The 15,132-nt window shown below is 63.1% G+C and carries 12 protein-coding genes; 7 read left to right on the top strand and 5 right to left on the bottom strand.

The window, feature by feature from the left end; translation table 11 throughout:
- Positions 1–193: 193 nt before the first annotated feature.
- Together DBR46_RS25830 and DBR46_RS25825 are read right to left on the bottom strand one after the other, a co-directional pair.
- Positions 194–970, bottom strand: a complete 777-nt coding sequence (locus tag DBR46_RS25830; protein WP_124528586.1) for an ABC transporter substrate-binding protein — start codon at positions 968–970, stop codon at positions 194–196.
- Positions 971–1,074: 104 nt separating this feature from the next.
- Entirely contained in the window at positions 1,075–2,097 is a 1,023-nt protein-coding gene (locus tag DBR46_RS25825) for a LacI family DNA-binding transcriptional regulator (protein ID WP_256659395.1), read from the bottom strand.
- A gap of 188 nt (positions 2,098–2,285) precedes the next feature.
- On the opposite strand from DBR46_RS25825, the gene DBR46_RS25820 reads away from it, so the two are divergent.
- The 4 genes from DBR46_RS25820 (at position 2,286) to DBR46_RS25805 (ending at position 7,346) form a co-directional block, all read left to right on the top strand.
- Positions 2,286–3,245: a sugar phosphate isomerase/epimerase gene (locus DBR46_RS25820; RefSeq protein ID WP_124528584.1), complete on the top strand. Its 960-nt coding sequence runs from the start codon at positions 2,286–2,288 to the stop codon at positions 3,243–3,245.
- Positions 3,246–3,364: 119 nt separating this feature from the next.
- Positions 3,365–3,862, top strand: a complete 498-nt coding sequence (locus tag DBR46_RS25815; protein WP_124528582.1) for an RNA polymerase sigma factor — start codon at positions 3,365–3,367, stop codon at positions 3,860–3,862.
- A gap of 53 nt (positions 3,863–3,915) precedes the next feature.
- Entirely contained in the window at positions 3,916–4,872 is a 957-nt protein-coding gene (locus DBR46_RS25810; RefSeq protein ID WP_124528580.1) for a FecR domain-containing protein, read from the top strand.
- A gap of 89 nt (positions 4,873–4,961) precedes the next feature.
- A complete protein-coding gene (locus DBR46_RS25805; RefSeq protein WP_124528578.1) occupies positions 4,962–7,346 on the top strand; it encodes a TonB-dependent receptor in 2,385 nt (794 codons plus the stop codon).
- Between the two features lie 10 nt (positions 7,347–7,356).
- Here the strand turns inward: DBR46_RS25805 and DBR46_RS25800 are convergent, their stop codons facing one another.
- The 3 genes from DBR46_RS25800 to DBR46_RS25790 form a co-directional block, all read right to left on the bottom strand.
- On the bottom strand, positions 7,357–8,442 hold the full coding sequence (locus tag DBR46_RS25800) for a GlxA family transcriptional regulator (protein WP_124528576.1): 1,086 nt from the start codon (positions 8,440–8,442) through the stop codon (positions 7,357–7,359).
- Positions 8,439–9,848, bottom strand: coding sequence for a GABA permease (gene gabP / locus DBR46_RS25795; RefSeq protein ID WP_124528574.1), 1,410 nt, complete (start codon positions 9,846–9,848; stop codon positions 8,439–8,441). The genes DBR46_RS25800 and gabP overlap by 4 nt, the downstream gene beginning before the upstream one ends.
- Positions 9,849–10,011: 163 nt before the next feature.
- Positions 10,012–12,177, bottom strand: coding sequence for a TonB-dependent siderophore receptor (locus DBR46_RS25790; RefSeq protein WP_124528572.1), 2,166 nt, complete (start codon positions 12,175–12,177; stop codon positions 10,012–10,014).
- 103 nt (positions 12,178–12,280) lie between these two features.
- Here DBR46_RS25790 and DBR46_RS25785 point away from each other — a divergent pair, with 103 nt between their 5' ends.
- Genes DBR46_RS25785 through DBR46_RS25775 form a run of 3 tightly spaced genes read left to right on the top strand, consistent with a single transcriptional unit; the run spans position 12,281 to position 14,974 of the window.
- Complete coding sequence (locus DBR46_RS25785; RefSeq protein WP_124528570.1) at positions 12,281–13,453, top strand: MFS transporter; 1,173 nt, start codon at positions 12,281–12,283, stop codon at positions 13,451–13,453.
- A 36-nt stretch (positions 13,454–13,489) separates the two neighbouring features.
- The gene (locus DBR46_RS25780) at positions 13,490–14,005 is read left to right on the top strand and encodes a sigma-70 family RNA polymerase sigma factor (protein WP_124528569.1); all 516 of its coding nucleotides are present in this window, start codon (positions 13,490–13,492) and stop codon (positions 14,003–14,005) included.
- Complete coding sequence (locus tag DBR46_RS25775) at positions 14,006–14,974, top strand: FecR domain-containing protein (RefSeq protein ID WP_124528567.1); 969 nt, start codon at positions 14,006–14,008, stop codon at positions 14,972–14,974. It abuts the gene before it with no gap.
- Positions 14,975–15,132 lie beyond the last annotated feature (158 nt).

Below are 15,132 nucleotides of genomic sequence, written 5' to 3'. Positions count from 1 at the left end.
AGGCACCGAGTGTTGGGGCGAAGGCCTTTTGCTTACTTTTGGGCCTCTCCAAAAGTGAGTCGCTGTAAGAGCGAAACCCTAGGTGGCCGTTACCTAAATAACGGATATGTACACCGACACACCGACACACCGCCATCGCAGGCAAGCCAGCTCCCACATGGACCTAGGCTGCCTTGATATCGGTAGCTCAGCATCAATCGCCGTAGATGTCAGACTTGAAATACTGCTCTGAAATCTTCTGGTACTCACCACTCGCCCGAATCCCATCAATCGCCTTGTTCAACTCGCCGACCAACTCACCATTGCCCTTACGCACCGCGATCCCCGCACCCTCGCCCACGTATTTCGGGTCCTTCAGCTCCGGCCCGACAAACGCATAGCCCTTGCCCCGTGGCATCTGCAGGAAGTCATTCAGCGGGATGGTATCGGCAAAGATCGCATCCAGGCGCCCGGCGGCCAGGTCCATGTAGATTTCTTCGTTGTTGCTGTAGCGCTTGACTGTGATGCCCTTGGGTTCAAACACCTCGGTGGCATAGCGGTCAGTGGTGGTGGCGCGCTGCACGCCGACGGTCTTGCCCTTGAGGCTGGCGTATTGGTCATCCACCACGGCGCCGTCCTTCATCACCAGGCGCGAGGACGTGAAGTAGTACTTGTGGGTGAAATCCACCGACTTCTTGCGGTCTTCGTTGATGGTCATGGACGACAGGGCCAGGTCGATTTTCTTCACCTTGAGGGAAGGAATCAGACCGTCGAACTCACCTTCGACCCACACACACTTGACCTTCATCTGCGCGCACAGGGCATTGCCGATGTCGTAGTCAAAGCCGACGATCTCGCCTTTTTCGGTCTTCGACGCAAACGGCGGGTAAGCCGCTTCGATGCCGATGCGCAGGGTTTTCTCGGCTGCCAGCAGGTGGCTGGAAGCGAACAGGCCCAAGGCCAGGGCGGTGATGAGGGGGAGTTTCTTCATGATGAGGTTCTCGCGGGTTATTGTTGGTTTGGCAAGAGAGAAGAAAACGCTGCAGCAATTGTTTTGTACTTATAATTCCATACTGGACTTTTACGTCTTTATCGTCAATCACAGTTGTAGCGCGTATGCACCAGCACCCGGGTGAACGCCGGTGCGGCCCGCGCGCCCTCCCGGGCCCCGCGAATCCAGCGCACCGCGGCCGACACCTCGCCGACAAAGTCGTGGGACACCACGTAGTCCATCACCCCGGATTCGAGCATCGCGCGGGTGTGACCGGTCAACTCGTGCCCGACAAACACCGGCCGCTGTTCGCCGGGGATGGTGCCGATGGCCTGCGCCACACCACGGTTGGCCCCGGCGACGTTGTAGATTGCCGCCGGGTAGTCGTGTTTGGCGAAGTAGCGCATCAGCTGTTCGGCAGTGGTCTGCGGACGGTCGTCAGACACCATCCGCTCATCGATTTTCAGGTGTGGGAACTCCGCGCGCAGTACCCGCCGAAAGCCCATCTCACGCTCCTGCTGGCAACGGAACGCCATGCTGGTGACCAGCAAAATCTTCGCCTTCTGCCGCGCCAGCGCGTTGCCGATCAGCAACCCGGCGACGCTGCCGGCGGCGTATTGGTCGTTGCCCACGTAGGCGCTGCGCCCGGAGTTGGGCAAGTCGGTGGTGAGGCAGACCACGGGTATTCCCCGGCGACACAAGGCGCGCACGGCACGGTTGATCGCCGGGTGTTCACGGCAGACCACAATCACCCCGTCGGCGGTGGCGCCATCGGCCTGCACACGATCGGCGAATGCCGCTGGATCGACGCTGTCGCTGGTCACGTAGTGACCGTCAACCACCACGCCGGGGGTTGAGCTGTTCACCGTCGCCTGTGCCTCGGCCAGCGTCGTGTTGAAGGTTTCCCCCGAGTCGCAGAACAGCTTGATATGCAGGGTGGCCGTGCCGTTGGCCAGGTCTTGCCTGAGCTTGTCCAGCGCCGCCAGCACTTTGAGCCGCGTCTGTTCGCGTACCCCGGCACGGTGGTTGAGCACGCGGTCCACGGTGGCGACGCCGACCCGGGCGACCTTGGCGATCTGCTCCACCGTGGGGCCCTTCCAGAATTGCACAGGGGTTTGTTGAGACATGGCGGATCAATCCTGAATGATGTGAATACCCTCATTTATAAACCGTAGATCCGTATTTGAAGAACCCTTTGTGCCGTGCAACTTGATGGAATTCCCATCAGCCTTGGCCCTTGCTCGTGCTTGAACGCAGGCGAACCGCTGCGAATAATCGCCCCATAACAACCACAACACCTGTCAGGAGCTTCGCGATGAAACTGGGATTTGTCACCGATACCCTCGGCAACCTGCCGTTGGGCGATGTGCTCAAGCACGCTGAACGCATGGGCCTGTCGGGCCTGGAAGTGAACACCGGGGGCTGGTCCACCGCGCCGCATTTCAACCTGCAGCAGATGCTCGACAGCAACGCCGCACGCCGCGATTTCACCCGCAGCTTCGAACAGCACAACCTGGAAATCATCGCCCTCAACGCCAACGGCAACCCGCTGCACCCGACCCAGCCGGAACAGGCCCAGTGCCTCAAGGACACGATCCGCCTGGCCGGTGAGCTGGGGATCAAGACCGTGTGCACCATGTCCGGCCTGCCCGAAGGCCAGGCTGGCGACCGCATGCCCAACTGGGTCGTCGCCTCGTGGCCACCAGAGACGCAAACCATGCTGCGCTACCAATGGGAAGAACGCCTGCTGCCGTTCTGGAGCGAGATCGCAGGCCTAGCCAAGGCCCATGGCGTGGAGCGCATCGCCCTCGAATTGCACGGCAACCAGTGCGTGTACAACGTGCGCTCGCTGCTCAAGCTGCGCGACGCCATCGGCCCGGTGATCGGTGCCAACCTCGACCCCTCGCACCTGTTCTGGATGGGTGCCGATCCACTGGCCGCTGCCGATGCCCTCGGCGATGCGCTGTACCACGTGCACGCCAAGGACACGCTGCTCAACGCGCCCGTGCAGGCGGTGGATTCACTGCTGGAAAACGGCTCGCTGATGGACGTGTCGGCGCGCAGCTGGTCCTACATCACCCTGGGTTTCGGCCATGGCGAACAGTGGTGGCGCCAGTTCTGCTACCGCCTGAAAATGGCCGGCTACGACGGCTGGTTGTCCATCGAGCACGAAGACGTGCTGCTCAACAGCCTCGAAGGCCTGGAGAAATCCGTCGCGCTGATGCAAGGCGTGATGCCGGTCGCCGCCAGCGACTTCAAACCGCAAGCGATCTAACCGCCTCTCTACAACTGAGCCCACGGCGCGATGGCGAAAAAACCCTCGCGCCGCTATTAACAATCATTCTCGTTTGTTATATTCCGCCGCGCTTGCTCCCATGGCTGTCAGGTGGCGTTATGTCCGGCTCAGATCTCAAGGCGTTGTACCTCGCCCATCGCGGCGAAATCCAGGCTTACCTGGACCGCCGTTTACGCTGCAAGGAAACCGCAGCCGACCTGACGCAGGATGCGTTCATCCGCCTGTCGGAACAGATGGGCCGCACGCGCATCGACAATTTCCGCGCCTACCTGTTCTCGGCCGCGCGCAACCTGTTCATCGACCACACCCGCCGCCAGGAACACCGCAAGGGCGAGCCGCTGGACCAGCAGGCGCCCGGCGCGCTGGAGCAACCCAGCCCGACGCTGGAGCAAGCCGCCATCGCCCATCAGCAACTGGCCACCCTCAACGACGTGATCCAGAACATGCCCGCGCCCTGCCGCGAAATATTCCTGCTGGTGCGCGTCGAAGGCCTGACCTACGTGCAGATCGGCGAACGCCTCGGCATCTCGCCGAAAACCGCCTACAGCCGCATGGTGCGCGCCCTGGATTTGTTGAAGCTGGGCATGCCCGAGTGAGCCCCTTCACTTATACTGCGCCGCCTGCCCTGCCCTCGTTGAATTGATGACCCATGAGTGTTGAACCGCCGCGCCTCGTCTCCACCCCCGCCCGCCCGGATGACGCCAGTCACCAGGCCAGCGAGTGGTTTGCCCTGGTCCAGGCCGGCACGCCGACCCCGGCTGAGCGCGAGGCACTGGCCCACTGGCTCGCCGCCGACCCGCGCAATGCCCAGGCGTATGCCCACCTGGAGCAGTTGTGGGCGGCGACCGCTTTGTTGGCGCCGCCCAAGGTGCACGCCCCCCAGCTGTCCCGGCGGCGCTTTGTCGGGCTGGGGGTGGCGGCCAGTGTTGCGGTGGTGGCGGCCAGCGCCGGCACCCTGTGGTTCAAGGGCATCGGCGCACCGTTTGCCGACGTGCGCACCGCCGTGGGCGAGCGGCGCACGGTGCAACTGCCGGATGGTTCCAGCGTTGAACTGGCAGGCAATAGCGCGCTGAACCTGGATTTTTCCGCGACGCGGCGTGCGGTGGAGCTGTTGCAGGGCGAGGCGTTTTTCCAGGTGCAGCCCAAGGCCGCCGAGTTTGTCGTGCAAACCCAGGCGGGCCGGGTGTTGGCCAGTGACGCTGAGTTCTGCCTGGCGTGCGACGGCGCCAGCGCGCTGCTGAGCGTGAGCCGGCACACGGCGCGCGTGATCACGCCCAGCCAGCAGACCGACCTCGGCGAAGGCCTGTCCCTGCGCTTCAGCGCCACCCACACCGGCGCGATCCAACGCGCCGAGCTGGAGCAGGTCCTGGCCTGGCGCAACGGCCGCCTGGTGTTCTTCGACACGCCGCTGCTCAGCGTGGTCAACCAATTGCAGCACTGGCGTGCAGGCAAGATCTTTATCCCCGACCCACAACTGGCCGCGCGCCGTGTCAGCCTGATCCTCAACCTCAACCGTCCCGAGCAGATGCTCGACGTATTGGCAAAGGCCCTGGCCGTGCGCGTGACCCACTACACCGACCTGGTCACCCTGATCCAACCGGCCTAATCGCAAATAATTCACATCGCCATCAGGTATCGCCACGCTTCATCCGTCGTAAAGGGATTGATAGCGCGACCTCATAGGGAACCACCTGAATGGCAAAGCAACCCCAACCCACCGTGCACTGGCGCGCCGCCGCCCTCGCCTGCAGCCTGCTCATGGCGACAGTCCCGGCCTATGCCGCCACGGCAGCGAGCCCCTCGGTGGACACACTGGCGCTGAACATTCCGGCCCAGCAACTGCGCCAGGCCTTGTTGATCTTCAGCCAGCAATCCGGGCAGAACGTGCTGCTCGACGGCAACCTCGACGGCGCCCTGCGCAGCTCGGCGGTGGTGGGTGTGTACGCGCCGGAACAGGCCCTGACCGAACTGCTCAAAGGCAGCGGCTACAGCTTTGCCCGCACCGATGCGGTCACGGTTTACCTGGTGCCCGTGCCGCGCCAGGTAGACGGCATGACTTTGCCGGCAATCCATGTGCAGGACTACGCCGGACAAGACGGCGGCCCAAGTGTCGGTTATCTGGGCAAGCCAAAGTCCACCACCACACGCCTGGGCCTGACCGACAAGCAAACCCCGCAAGCCATCACGGTGGTAACGCGTGAGCAATTGGACGACTTCAAGCTCAACAGCGTGAAGGAAGCCCTGCGCAGCGCCCCCTCAGTCACCGTCGAACAGTTTGAAACCGACCGCACCGCCTTCACGTCCCGCGGCTTCAAGATTGAAAACTTCGAATTCGACGGCATGGGCCTGCCGTTCTCCGGCGGTGTGCTGGTGGGCGAACAGGACATGACCGAGTTCGAACAGGTCGATGTACTGCACGGCGCCAATGGCTTGATGAGCGGCGCGGGCGACCCCTCGGCCACCGTCAACCTGGTGCGCAAGCGCCCCACCGACACCTTCCAGGCCAAGATCGACGCCAGCGCCGGTTCCTGGGACAACCGCCGCCTGGGCCTGGACGTCTCCGGCCCGCTGACCGACAGCGGCAACGTGCGCGGGCGCTTTATCACCTCCCACGACAAGGGCAACTCGTACCTCGATCAGTACAGCCACGAAGTCAACGTGACCGCCGGTTTGCTGGCCTTCGACCTGTCCGACGCCGACACCCTGACCGTCGGTTTTTCCCAGCAGGACAGCTATTCCAACGGCAGCACCTGGGGCGGCCTGCCCATCGCCGACTACGCCGGCAACCGCATCCACTACAGCGACCGCAGTGCCAGCGTCGGCCAGCCGTGGACCTACTGGAACATCCAGACCCAACGCGCCTTCGCCGAGTTGACCCACGCCTTCGACAACGGCTGGACCAGCACCCTCACCGTCTCCGGGATGAGCCAGCACTCCGACACAAAAATGCTCTACGCCATCCCGCTGACCGCCGACAGCGTGATCGCCTACATCAACCGCACCAAGAGCACCGAGCACCAGGTGGCCGCCGAAGGTCAGCTGTCCGGCCCGTTCAACTTCCTCGGCCGCGAACATGAACTGACCCTCGGCGCCAACTACGGGCGCCTGCACCACAGGGAACGCGGTCACTACAACAGCGCATCCGGCAGCCAGGTGGAAAGCCTTGCCGACGTGCTGGCCGGTAACGTGGTGGAGCCGCCGATGAACTACACCGACGACCTCAACACCCAGCTGTTCACCGACCGCCAGAAAAGCCTGTTCGCCGGCGCACGCTTCAGCCTCACCGACGACCTGCACTGGATCGCCGGTGCGCGCATGCTCAGCGCCGATGGCGACGGCATGGGCTACGGCTCGCCCCACAACACGCGGGTGCACGGCAAAGTCACGCCCTACACCGGCCTGGTCTACGACCTGAACCCGCAGTGGAGCCTGTACACCAGCTGGACCGAAATCTTCAAACCGCAATACCTGCGCAGCACCGCCGGCGGCATCATCGAGCCGCTGGAAGGCAAAAGCATGGAAGTCGGCGTGAAGGGCCGCCTGCTCGACGAACGCCTGGGCGTCACCGCCGCGCTGTTCAAGACCGAACAACAAAACGTTGCCGAAGCCACCGGGCAAATTGTCGGCGGCCAGTACGTGTACCGCGGCGTCGACTACAAAAGCCGTGGCGTCGAGTTGCAAGCCAACGGCGAAGCCCTGCCCGGCCTGACCCTCGCCGGCGGCTACACCTACGTGCACATCGAAGACAACCACGGCGACAAGGCGCGCCAATACGTGCCCAGCCACAGCGTGCGCGGCAGCCTGACCTACCGCCTGCCCGGCCTGCCCCAAGCCAAGATCGGCAGCCGCGTGCAATGGCAAAGCTCAACCCAGGTCGACAGCAACAGCCGCGTGCAACAAAGCGCCTATGCCCTGGTGGACCTGATGGCCAGCTACGACTTCGACGACCACTGGAGCACGGCGCTGAACCTGAACAACGTCACCGACCAGAAGTACCTGCTGTCGCTGTACCAGGCCGCCGGTTCCACCAACTACGGCGCACCGCGCAACGTGACGGCTTCGGTGAGCTGGAAGTACTGAGCTGTCAGTCTCAACGTCCCCCCGAACGCAGGTTCTTGATACTGGCAAACGTCGACTCGCCCCGCGCCTGCTCCAGCACGTTGATCGGCATGGGCGCAGGCGCGGTGTGAATGATCGGTTTGACCACGATGGAGCGCTCGCTGTCGATGGCTGAGCGCTCGTCGCTGGGCGGCACGCCGAAGTACTCGCGGTAGCATTTGGAGAAGTGCGGCGTGTACACAAACCCACAGAGCACGGCCAGTTCGACGATGGAAATCGGCGTCTGCTTGAGCAACTGCCGCGCGCGGATCAGCCTTAATCTGAGGTAGTACCGCGAAGGCGAACAGTGCAGGTACTTCTGGAACATCCGCTCAAGCTGGCGCCGTGACAACGCCACGTAGGCGGCCAGTTCATCGAGGTTGATCGGTTCTTCCAGGTTGGCCTCCATCAACGCGACGATGTCCTGCAACTTGGGTTGCTGCGTGCCGAGCATGTGCTTGAGGGGCACGCGCTGATGATCCTGCTCGTTGCGGATACGCTCGTAGACAAACATGTCCGAAATCGCGGCGGACAGTTCATGCCCGTGATCACGGCCGATCAGGTGCAGCATCATGTCCAGCGGCGCCGTGCCGCCGGAGCTGGTGAGGCGGTCGCGGTCGAGGGTGAACAGGCTGGTGCTGAGCGTCACCCGTGGGAAGGCTTCCTGCATGGCGGCCAGCCATTCCCAATGCACGCTGCATTCATAACCATCAAGCAAGCCGGCCCGCGCCAGCACCCAACTGCCGGTACAGATGCCGCCGAGACGTTTCGAATAACGCGCCTGGGTGCGCAGCCACTTGACCAACTCGCCGGTGACGGTGCCTTGGATACCGATACCGCCGCACACGATCACGCTGTCCGCCACCGGCACGCTATTGATCGAACCGTCCGGGGTGATGGGCACACCGTCGCTGGCCCACACCGGGTTGCCATCCAGGCTTGCCGTGTGCCAGCGGTACAGCTCCTGGCCGGCCAGTTGGTTGGCCATGCGCAGCGGTTCCAGGGCCGACGCCAAGGAGATCAGCGTGAACTGGTCCAACAGCAGGAACACCAGGCTGTTGATCGGCCGCGCGGTCATGGCTGGGTAGCTGCGGGCACGGCCTGTGGTTGGGGCTCGGGATGCCGCGCGGTGATCAAGCCGACCAGGGCAATCAGCAAGGCCAGCACGAGGGTGGATGACACCTCGAAGCGATGCGCGGGTGTCACCATCATCACCGTCAACGCACTACAGATGAAAGCGATGACCAACCAGGTCAGCCAGGGAAACAGCCACATCTTGAACGTCAGCGTGACGTTGCGGCGCAGCAACACCTTGCGCATCCGCAGTTGCGAAACCGCAATCACCAGGTACACCAGCAAGGCAATCGCGCCGGAGCTGGCGAGCAAAAACTGGAACAGCCCCGCCGGCATGAAGTAGCTGAGCAAGGTCACGCCCGCTCCCAGCACCGTACTGGCGATCACCGCACCCCGTGGCACGCTGGCGGCCGAGGTCTTTTTCATCAGGGCGGGCGCATCACCGCGCTTGCCCAGGGAAAACAGCATGCGCGAGGCGATGTAGATCGAGGAGTTCATGCAACTGGCCACGGCGATCAACACCACGATATCCACCAGCAGCTTGGCATGGGGAATGTTCATCAGTTCCAGGGCGCGCTGATAGGAGCCCACCGAGGCCAGCAGCGGGTCATCCCACGGCACCACGGAGATCACCACAAAGATCGACAACACGTAGAACACGCCGATGCGCCACATCACCGAACGGGTCGCCCGCGCGATGTTCTGCGCCGGGTTGCTCGACTCGGCGGCGGCGATGGTCACGGCTTCGGTGCCGATAAAACTGAACATGATGGTAATGAACGCGCCGACCACCGCCGACAGCCCATTCGGCGCAAAACCGCCGTGTTCCGCCATCAAGGTGCTGAGCCCGCTGGCCTCGCGCTCGGGAATCCAGCCCATCAGCACGGCAAAGCCCAAGCCAATGAAACCGATGATCGCCACCACCTTGGCCATGGCGAACCAGAACTCGAATTCACCGTACTTGGACACGCTGAACAGATTGGTCACCACCAACAAAAAGATCGACAACAAGGCAAAGAGCCAAGCGTCGATCTGCGGGAACCACTGGTTGAGGATATGCCCGGCGGCCAGGGCTTCGATGGGGATCACCAACACCCAGAACCACCAGTACAACCAGCCGATGGTGAAGCCGGCCCAGCGGCCGATGGCCTGGTCGGCATAGGTCGAAAACGAGCCGGTGTCCGGGTTGGCTACCGCCATCTCGCCAAGCATGCGCATGACCAGCACCACCAGCAGCCCGGAAAACAGATAGGCCAACATCACCGCCGGCCCCGCCGCCGCAATCGCGTGCCCGGAACCGACAAACAACCCCGCGCCGATAATCCCGGCGATGGAGAGCATGGTGACGTGGCGCGGCTTGAAGCCCTGCGCCAACTGTCCGTTGGAATCCTTGGTGTTCAGGCTATTCATCGTTGTTTTTATTCTCGGTGATCGACGTAAGGCGTACTGACTGAAGAGTCAGGCGATCATCATTTCTTAATGATGAGTCACCTTACGCGGGCCGGCTGGACCGAAAATAGCCTGTGAGCGGCACGAATGCGTCTGATATCGACATCTACGCCGCAGATTTGTCTCAAAAATCCACGCTGGCCGACAACTGCAACGTGCGCGGATAGCCCGGCGAAAACGCGCCGTACGAGGCCACGCCCGACCAGTATTCGCGATCAAACACGTTCTGCACCGTGGCGCGGAAGGTCGTTGGTCGCCCGTCGATCTTTGTCGCATAGCGCGCGCCCGCATCGATGCGCGTCCATGAATCCAGCTGCTGGGTATTGGCCTGGTCGACGTACTGGCGGTCGGTGTAGATCGCACCGCCGGTGAGGGTAAAGCCTTCCAGCCCCGGGGTGTCCCACTCGGCCCAGAGGTTGGCCTGGATATCCGGCACGCCCACCGGCTTGTTGCCACGGTTGGCGGCGGTGGCGGATTTAGTCAGCTCGCCATCGAGGAAGGTCACGCCGCCCATCAGGCGGGTGCCGGGGGCCACTTCGCCAAACATGCTCAGCTCGACACCCCGGTTGCGCTGTTCGGCCTGCACCGAATACACGCCGTTGGCCCCGGTTTCGCCGCTGGGTTTTTCGATCTGGAACAACGCCACCGTGGTCATGAAGGTGCCGTGTTCGTACTTCACGCCGAGTTCGTGTTGCTTGGACTCGTAGGGCGCGAAGGTTTCCCCGGCATTGCTCGCCGTGCCGGGTGCCGCGTCGCCTTTGCTCAAGCCCTCGACATAGTTGTAGTACAGCGACACGTCCTCCCAGGGCTTGACCACTACACCGAGCAACGGCGTGTTGGCGCTGGCGTCATACCGCGCACTGACGCCGCCGGTGGCGTTGTAGTTACGCGACTCGATGGCTTGGTGGCGCATGCCGAGGGTCAGTTGGATGCGGTCGTCGAGGATGCCCAGGGTGTCGGTCAATGCGATGCCGGACAGTTCTGTTTCGGAAATGCGCAGCACCTTCGGCGTGTTGATGTACTGCTTGGGCGTGTCCACCGGGTGGTAGATGTTGGAACGGATCAGCGTGCCGTTGTTGATGCCCCGCGACAATTCATCCGTGTAACGGGTCGCCATCAGCGTGGTGGTGTGCGTCACCGGGCCGGTGGCAAAGAGCCCGCGCGCGCCCACGTCGGCGGTCGAGCGGTCGACGTTGAATTTGTAGTAGCCCGGTGTGTTGCTGGTGTCGCCGGCGTCATTGAGAATGCGCGGCACCTGGTCGGACATGCGCTTCACATCCGAGCGCCCGCCACCGGCATGGGCGAACACCGTGAGGTTGTCGTTCAGGTCATATTCGCCGCCGAGCAGCAGCGACTGCTCCTTGGTGTCCGACCAACCCCACTGCTGCGGCAGGCTGGTGCGGCCATTCGGCGCCGACGGCACCTGCACGCCCGGTTGGATGGTGAAGGGTCGCGAGGCGCCCTCCCAGCTTTCCTTCTGGCTGATGTAGTCAAGGTTCAAACGCAGGCGCTCGCCGCGATAATCCAGGGCGATGGCACCGATGCCGACGTCGCGGCTCTGGTTGTCCACGGCCGTGTCGCCACCCTGCAGACTGCCGTTGAAGCGCACGCCAAACTGGTTTTCATCACCGAAACGGCGGCTGATATCGAGGTGGCCGCCGACCTGGCTGTCGGACGCATAGCTGCCGGTAAAGCGCGTCAAATCCTCATCCAGCGGGCGCTTGGGCACGATATTGATCACCCCGCCCACGCCACTGTTGGGCGAGATGCCGTACACCAGCGCACCCGGGCCCTTGAGCACTTCGATGCGCTCGGCGTACTCGGTAAACGCGCGGTAGTTGGGCGCCACGCCGTACACGCCGTCGAACGCCAACTCACCGAGGTTGCCCTCGCCAATCGCGAAACCGCGCACGAAAAACGAATCGACAATCCCGCCCGACTGCCCGGTGGAACGCACCGAAGGATCGCGCTCCAACGCATCGGCGACGGTCACGGTTTGCAGGTCGGCGAGGGTCTTGGCGGTGTAGCTGGTGACGCTGAACGGGGTGTCCATCACGTCCTTGTTGCCCAGCATGCCCAGGCGCGCACCACGGGCCACCTGGCCACCGGCGAACACCTCGGGCAAGGTCGTGGGGCCGCTGTAGACGGCGTTGACGTTCGTCGCGTCAAGGGTCAGGCTCTGCGCGCTGTCGTCGTGCGACTCGGCGGTGGCGGCCCAGGCGTTGCCGCTGGCGGCGGCTAACAACAGGGCAGTACGGATGGCGAATGTTAACCGGCTGGCAACGGGCATGACGTCGGGGTCCTTGCATCGGATGAGAATTACTCCTGATGCCAGCCGACCGGCGAAAAAGTATCAGCCCCCCGTACATTTTTTTGAAAACCGAGACTGAGCCATGCCACCGACCCGCGTCCTGATTTCCCTGCTGTTCGCGATCCAGCTCGTGTCCATGGGCGCAATGGAAATGAGCGGACCGTTCTGGCCGGTGCACCTACGTGGGCTGACCGACTCCGATGCGCTGTTCAGCGTAGCAAGCATCGCCGTGTACGTCGGGCCGATGCTTGGCATCCTGCTGACCAGCGCGTTCTGGGGGCGTATCGGCGACCGTCATGGGCACAAGCTGATGATGATCCGCGCCTTGGTCGGCCTGACCCTGACCCAGTTGGCGTTGGCATTGGTCAGCGATATCTGGGCGATCCTGCTGCTGCGTTTTTTGCAGGGCGCGTGCGCCGGCTATATCGCCCCGGCCCAGGCGTATGGGGTGAGCATCGAAGTGCCGGCGCGGCGCGCACGCCTGTTTGCGCTGTTGCAGATTTCCACCAACGTCGGCTCGCTGCTGGGCGCGGTGCTCGGCGGCTTGATCCTCGATCACGCGACGTTTTTCTGGATCAACCTCAGCGCTGCCGCACTCTGCGCGGTGTGTACGGTGATTGCCGCGTTGACCTTGCCCGATGTGCCGCCGCAGCAGAAAACCGTGACCACCTCCAGCGCCGTGGTGTGGCGCGGTTCGGCACTGCTGCCGCTGTTGGCGGTGATGGGCATTCTGCTGTTGGCGCGGCTGCTGCCGCAGACCTCGTTCGCGCTGTATGTGAGCAGCACGTTCAACGTCAGCAACGCCTGGGTCGGCCTTTGCTACGGCTTGCTCGCGCTGGGTTTCATCCTGTCCGCGACGGCGTGGGCGCGGCACTTCGAAGGCCGCACCCAAGCCGACTCGCTGCGGCGCATCGCCTGGGTGGTGCTCGGGTGCATCGCCCTCACCGCCCTGGCCGGCATCACCCGCAACCCGCTGGTGTTTGCCCTTGGCTACCTGGTGTGGGGCGTGTTGCTCGGCGCCACGACACCGGTGCTGATGGCGCTGATTTCCAAGACCGCCGACAGCGCAAGCCAGGGCCACGTGCTGGGGATCGCCCAGGGCACGGCGCAATTCGCCTCGATTGCCGGTATCTCGCTCGGCGGGTTGCTCAGCCAGGTGTATGGGCTGGCGTACACCTACCTGTTCGTCTGCGTGGCCTACGTGCTGGCGCTGCTTGCGATTCTCGCGTTGCGCTCACGCAGGGTTGTCCCTTAGCATTGGGAATACTTCTCAATTGCACGGTTGCGCGTCATGAGCGAAATCCTCGAAGCCGATAACACCCAGCACCTGCGCGCAATCGAGGCGCTGTACAGCGGCCATCACGGCTGGCTGTACGCCACGCTCAAACGCAAACTCGGCAATGCCATGGATGCGGCGGACCTGGCCCAGGACACCTTCACCCGCATCCTCGCCTCCCAGGTCACGGTGATCGACCAGCCACGGGCCTACCTGACCTGCGTGGCCAAGGGCATCCTGGTCAATTGGTACCAGCGCAAGGCGCTGGAACGCGCCTACCTGGAAGCCCTGGCCAGTGCGCCGCGGCAAGAAGCGCCGTCGGCCGAAACCCACTTCATGGTGCTGGAGACCCTGCACGAAATCGACGCGATGCTCGACGCGCTGCCGCCCCTGGTCAAGCGTGCGTTCCTGCTTTCGCAACTCAACGGCCTCAAATACGACGACATCGCCACGCAACTGGGCGTATCGCTGATCACCGTCAAACGCTACATGAAACAGGCGTTTGTGCAGTGCCTGATGCTGGTGGAATGAATGCTCAGCCTGCGCAAGGAGCCGCCGCTGCCCGCTGACGTCCTCGAAGAAGCCGCCGAATGGTTGATGCGCCTGAGCGAAAGCGACCTGAGCGCCAACGAACGCGCCGAATGGGAGCGCTGGAAGGTCAGCACCCCCGAACGCGACCGCGCCTGGGCCCGGGCGCAGTTGCTGCAAAGCAAGCTCGGCGGTTTGCCGCCGGCCCTGGCGATGTCGGCGCTGGATCGCCCAAGTCATCCTGAACGCCGCGCGGCGCTGGGCAAGCTGGCGTTGTTGCTGGCAGTGATGCCGGTTGGTTGGGGCGGTTGGAAGCTGGCGCAGTCGCAGCAGTGGACGGCGGATTACCGCACCCATGTCGGCGAGCGTCGTGAGCTGGTGCTGGCCGATGGTTCGCGCATTACGCTCAACACCGATACGGCCATCGATGTGCGCTTCGATAGCCAGCAGCGGCTGGTGCATTTGCGTGAGGGGGAGATCCTGGTGCAGACGGCGGCGGATGCTGCGCGGCCGTTTCTGGTGAGTACGCGCCAGGGGCATATGCAGGCGTTGGGGACGCGCTTTACCGTGCGCGAACTGGGTTCGCGTACTTATCTGGCGGTGCTTGAGGGGGCGGTGAAAGTGGTGTTGGCTAAGAATCGGCAGGGTGCGCCGTTGGTGGTTAATGCGGGGCAGCGTACGGATTTTTCTGCGCAGACGTTTGGTGGGGTTGAGGTTGTTGACCGGAATGTTGGGGCTTGGACGCAAGGGATGTTGATGGCGGACAAGATGCGCCTCGCGGACTTTGTTGCGGAACTGGCCCGCTACCGACGCGGCGTTGTGCGGTGTGATCCAGCGATTGCGGATTTGCTTATTTCTGGGGCGTTTCCGGTTGGTGATACGCAGCGTGCGTTGAATATGTTGGTGGGGACTTATCCGGTGGTTGTTAGGGGGCATTTGAGTGGGTATTGGGTGACGCTTTCGGCGGCTTGAGCTTGGGTTTTTTGGAGTGAGTACATATCCGTTGTTTAGGTAACGGCCACCTATGGTTCCGCCCTTACGGCGGACCACTTTGGAAAAAAGCCCCAAAGTAACCGAAGGGCTCTTGCCCCAACACTCCGTTCCTCGCCTAGGCCCCCCAAATCCATGCC

Source organism: Pseudomonas sp. KBW05 (assembly GCF_003852405.1).
Lineage (GTDB): Bacteria > Pseudomonadota > Gammaproteobacteria > Pseudomonadales > Pseudomonadaceae > Aquipseudomonas.
Note: the sequence above shows the minus strand (reverse complement) of the source record. Positions and strands in the feature narration are given on the sequence as shown.

Bases quoted from the DNA above. Each gene is read 5' to 3' on its own strand.
- DBR46_RS25830 (WP_124528586.1), bottom strand. From the start codon at position 970: ATGAAGAAACTCCCCCTCATCACCGCCCTGGCCTTGGGCCTGTTCGCT.
- DBR46_RS25825 (WP_256659395.1), bottom strand. From the start codon at position 2,097: ATGTCTCAACAAACCCCTGTGCAATTCTGGAAGGGCCCCACGGTGGAG.
- DBR46_RS25820 (WP_124528584.1), top strand. From the start codon at position 2,286: ATGAAACTGGGATTTGTCACCGATACCCTCGGCAACCTGCCGTTGGGC.
- DBR46_RS25815 (WP_124528582.1), top strand. From the start codon at position 3,365: ATGTCCGGCTCAGATCTCAAGGCGTTGTACCTCGCCCATCGCGGCGAA.
- DBR46_RS25810 (WP_124528580.1), top strand. From the start codon at position 3,916: ATGAGTGTTGAACCGCCGCGCCTCGTCTCCACCCCCGCCCGCCCGGAT.
- DBR46_RS25805 (WP_124528578.1), top strand. From the start codon at position 4,962: ATGGCAAAGCAACCCCAACCCACCGTGCACTGGCGCGCCGCCGCCCTC.
- DBR46_RS25800 (WP_124528576.1), bottom strand. From the start codon at position 8,442: ATGACCGCGCGGCCGATCAACAGCCTGGTGTTCCTGCTGTTGGACCAG.
- gabP (WP_124528574.1), bottom strand. From the start codon at position 9,848: ATGAATAGCCTGAACACCAAGGATTCCAACGGACAGTTGGCGCAGGGC.
- DBR46_RS25790 (WP_124528572.1), bottom strand. From the start codon at position 12,177: ATGCCCGTTGCCAGCCGGTTAACATTCGCCATCCGTACTGCCCTGTTG.
- DBR46_RS25785 (WP_124528570.1), top strand. From the start codon at position 12,281: ATGCCACCGACCCGCGTCCTGATTTCCCTGCTGTTCGCGATCCAGCTC.
- DBR46_RS25780 (WP_124528569.1), top strand. From the start codon at position 13,490: ATGAGCGAAATCCTCGAAGCCGATAACACCCAGCACCTGCGCGCAATC.
- DBR46_RS25775 (WP_124528567.1), top strand. From the start codon at position 14,006: ATGCTCAGCCTGCGCAAGGAGCCGCCGCTGCCCGCTGACGTCCTCGAA.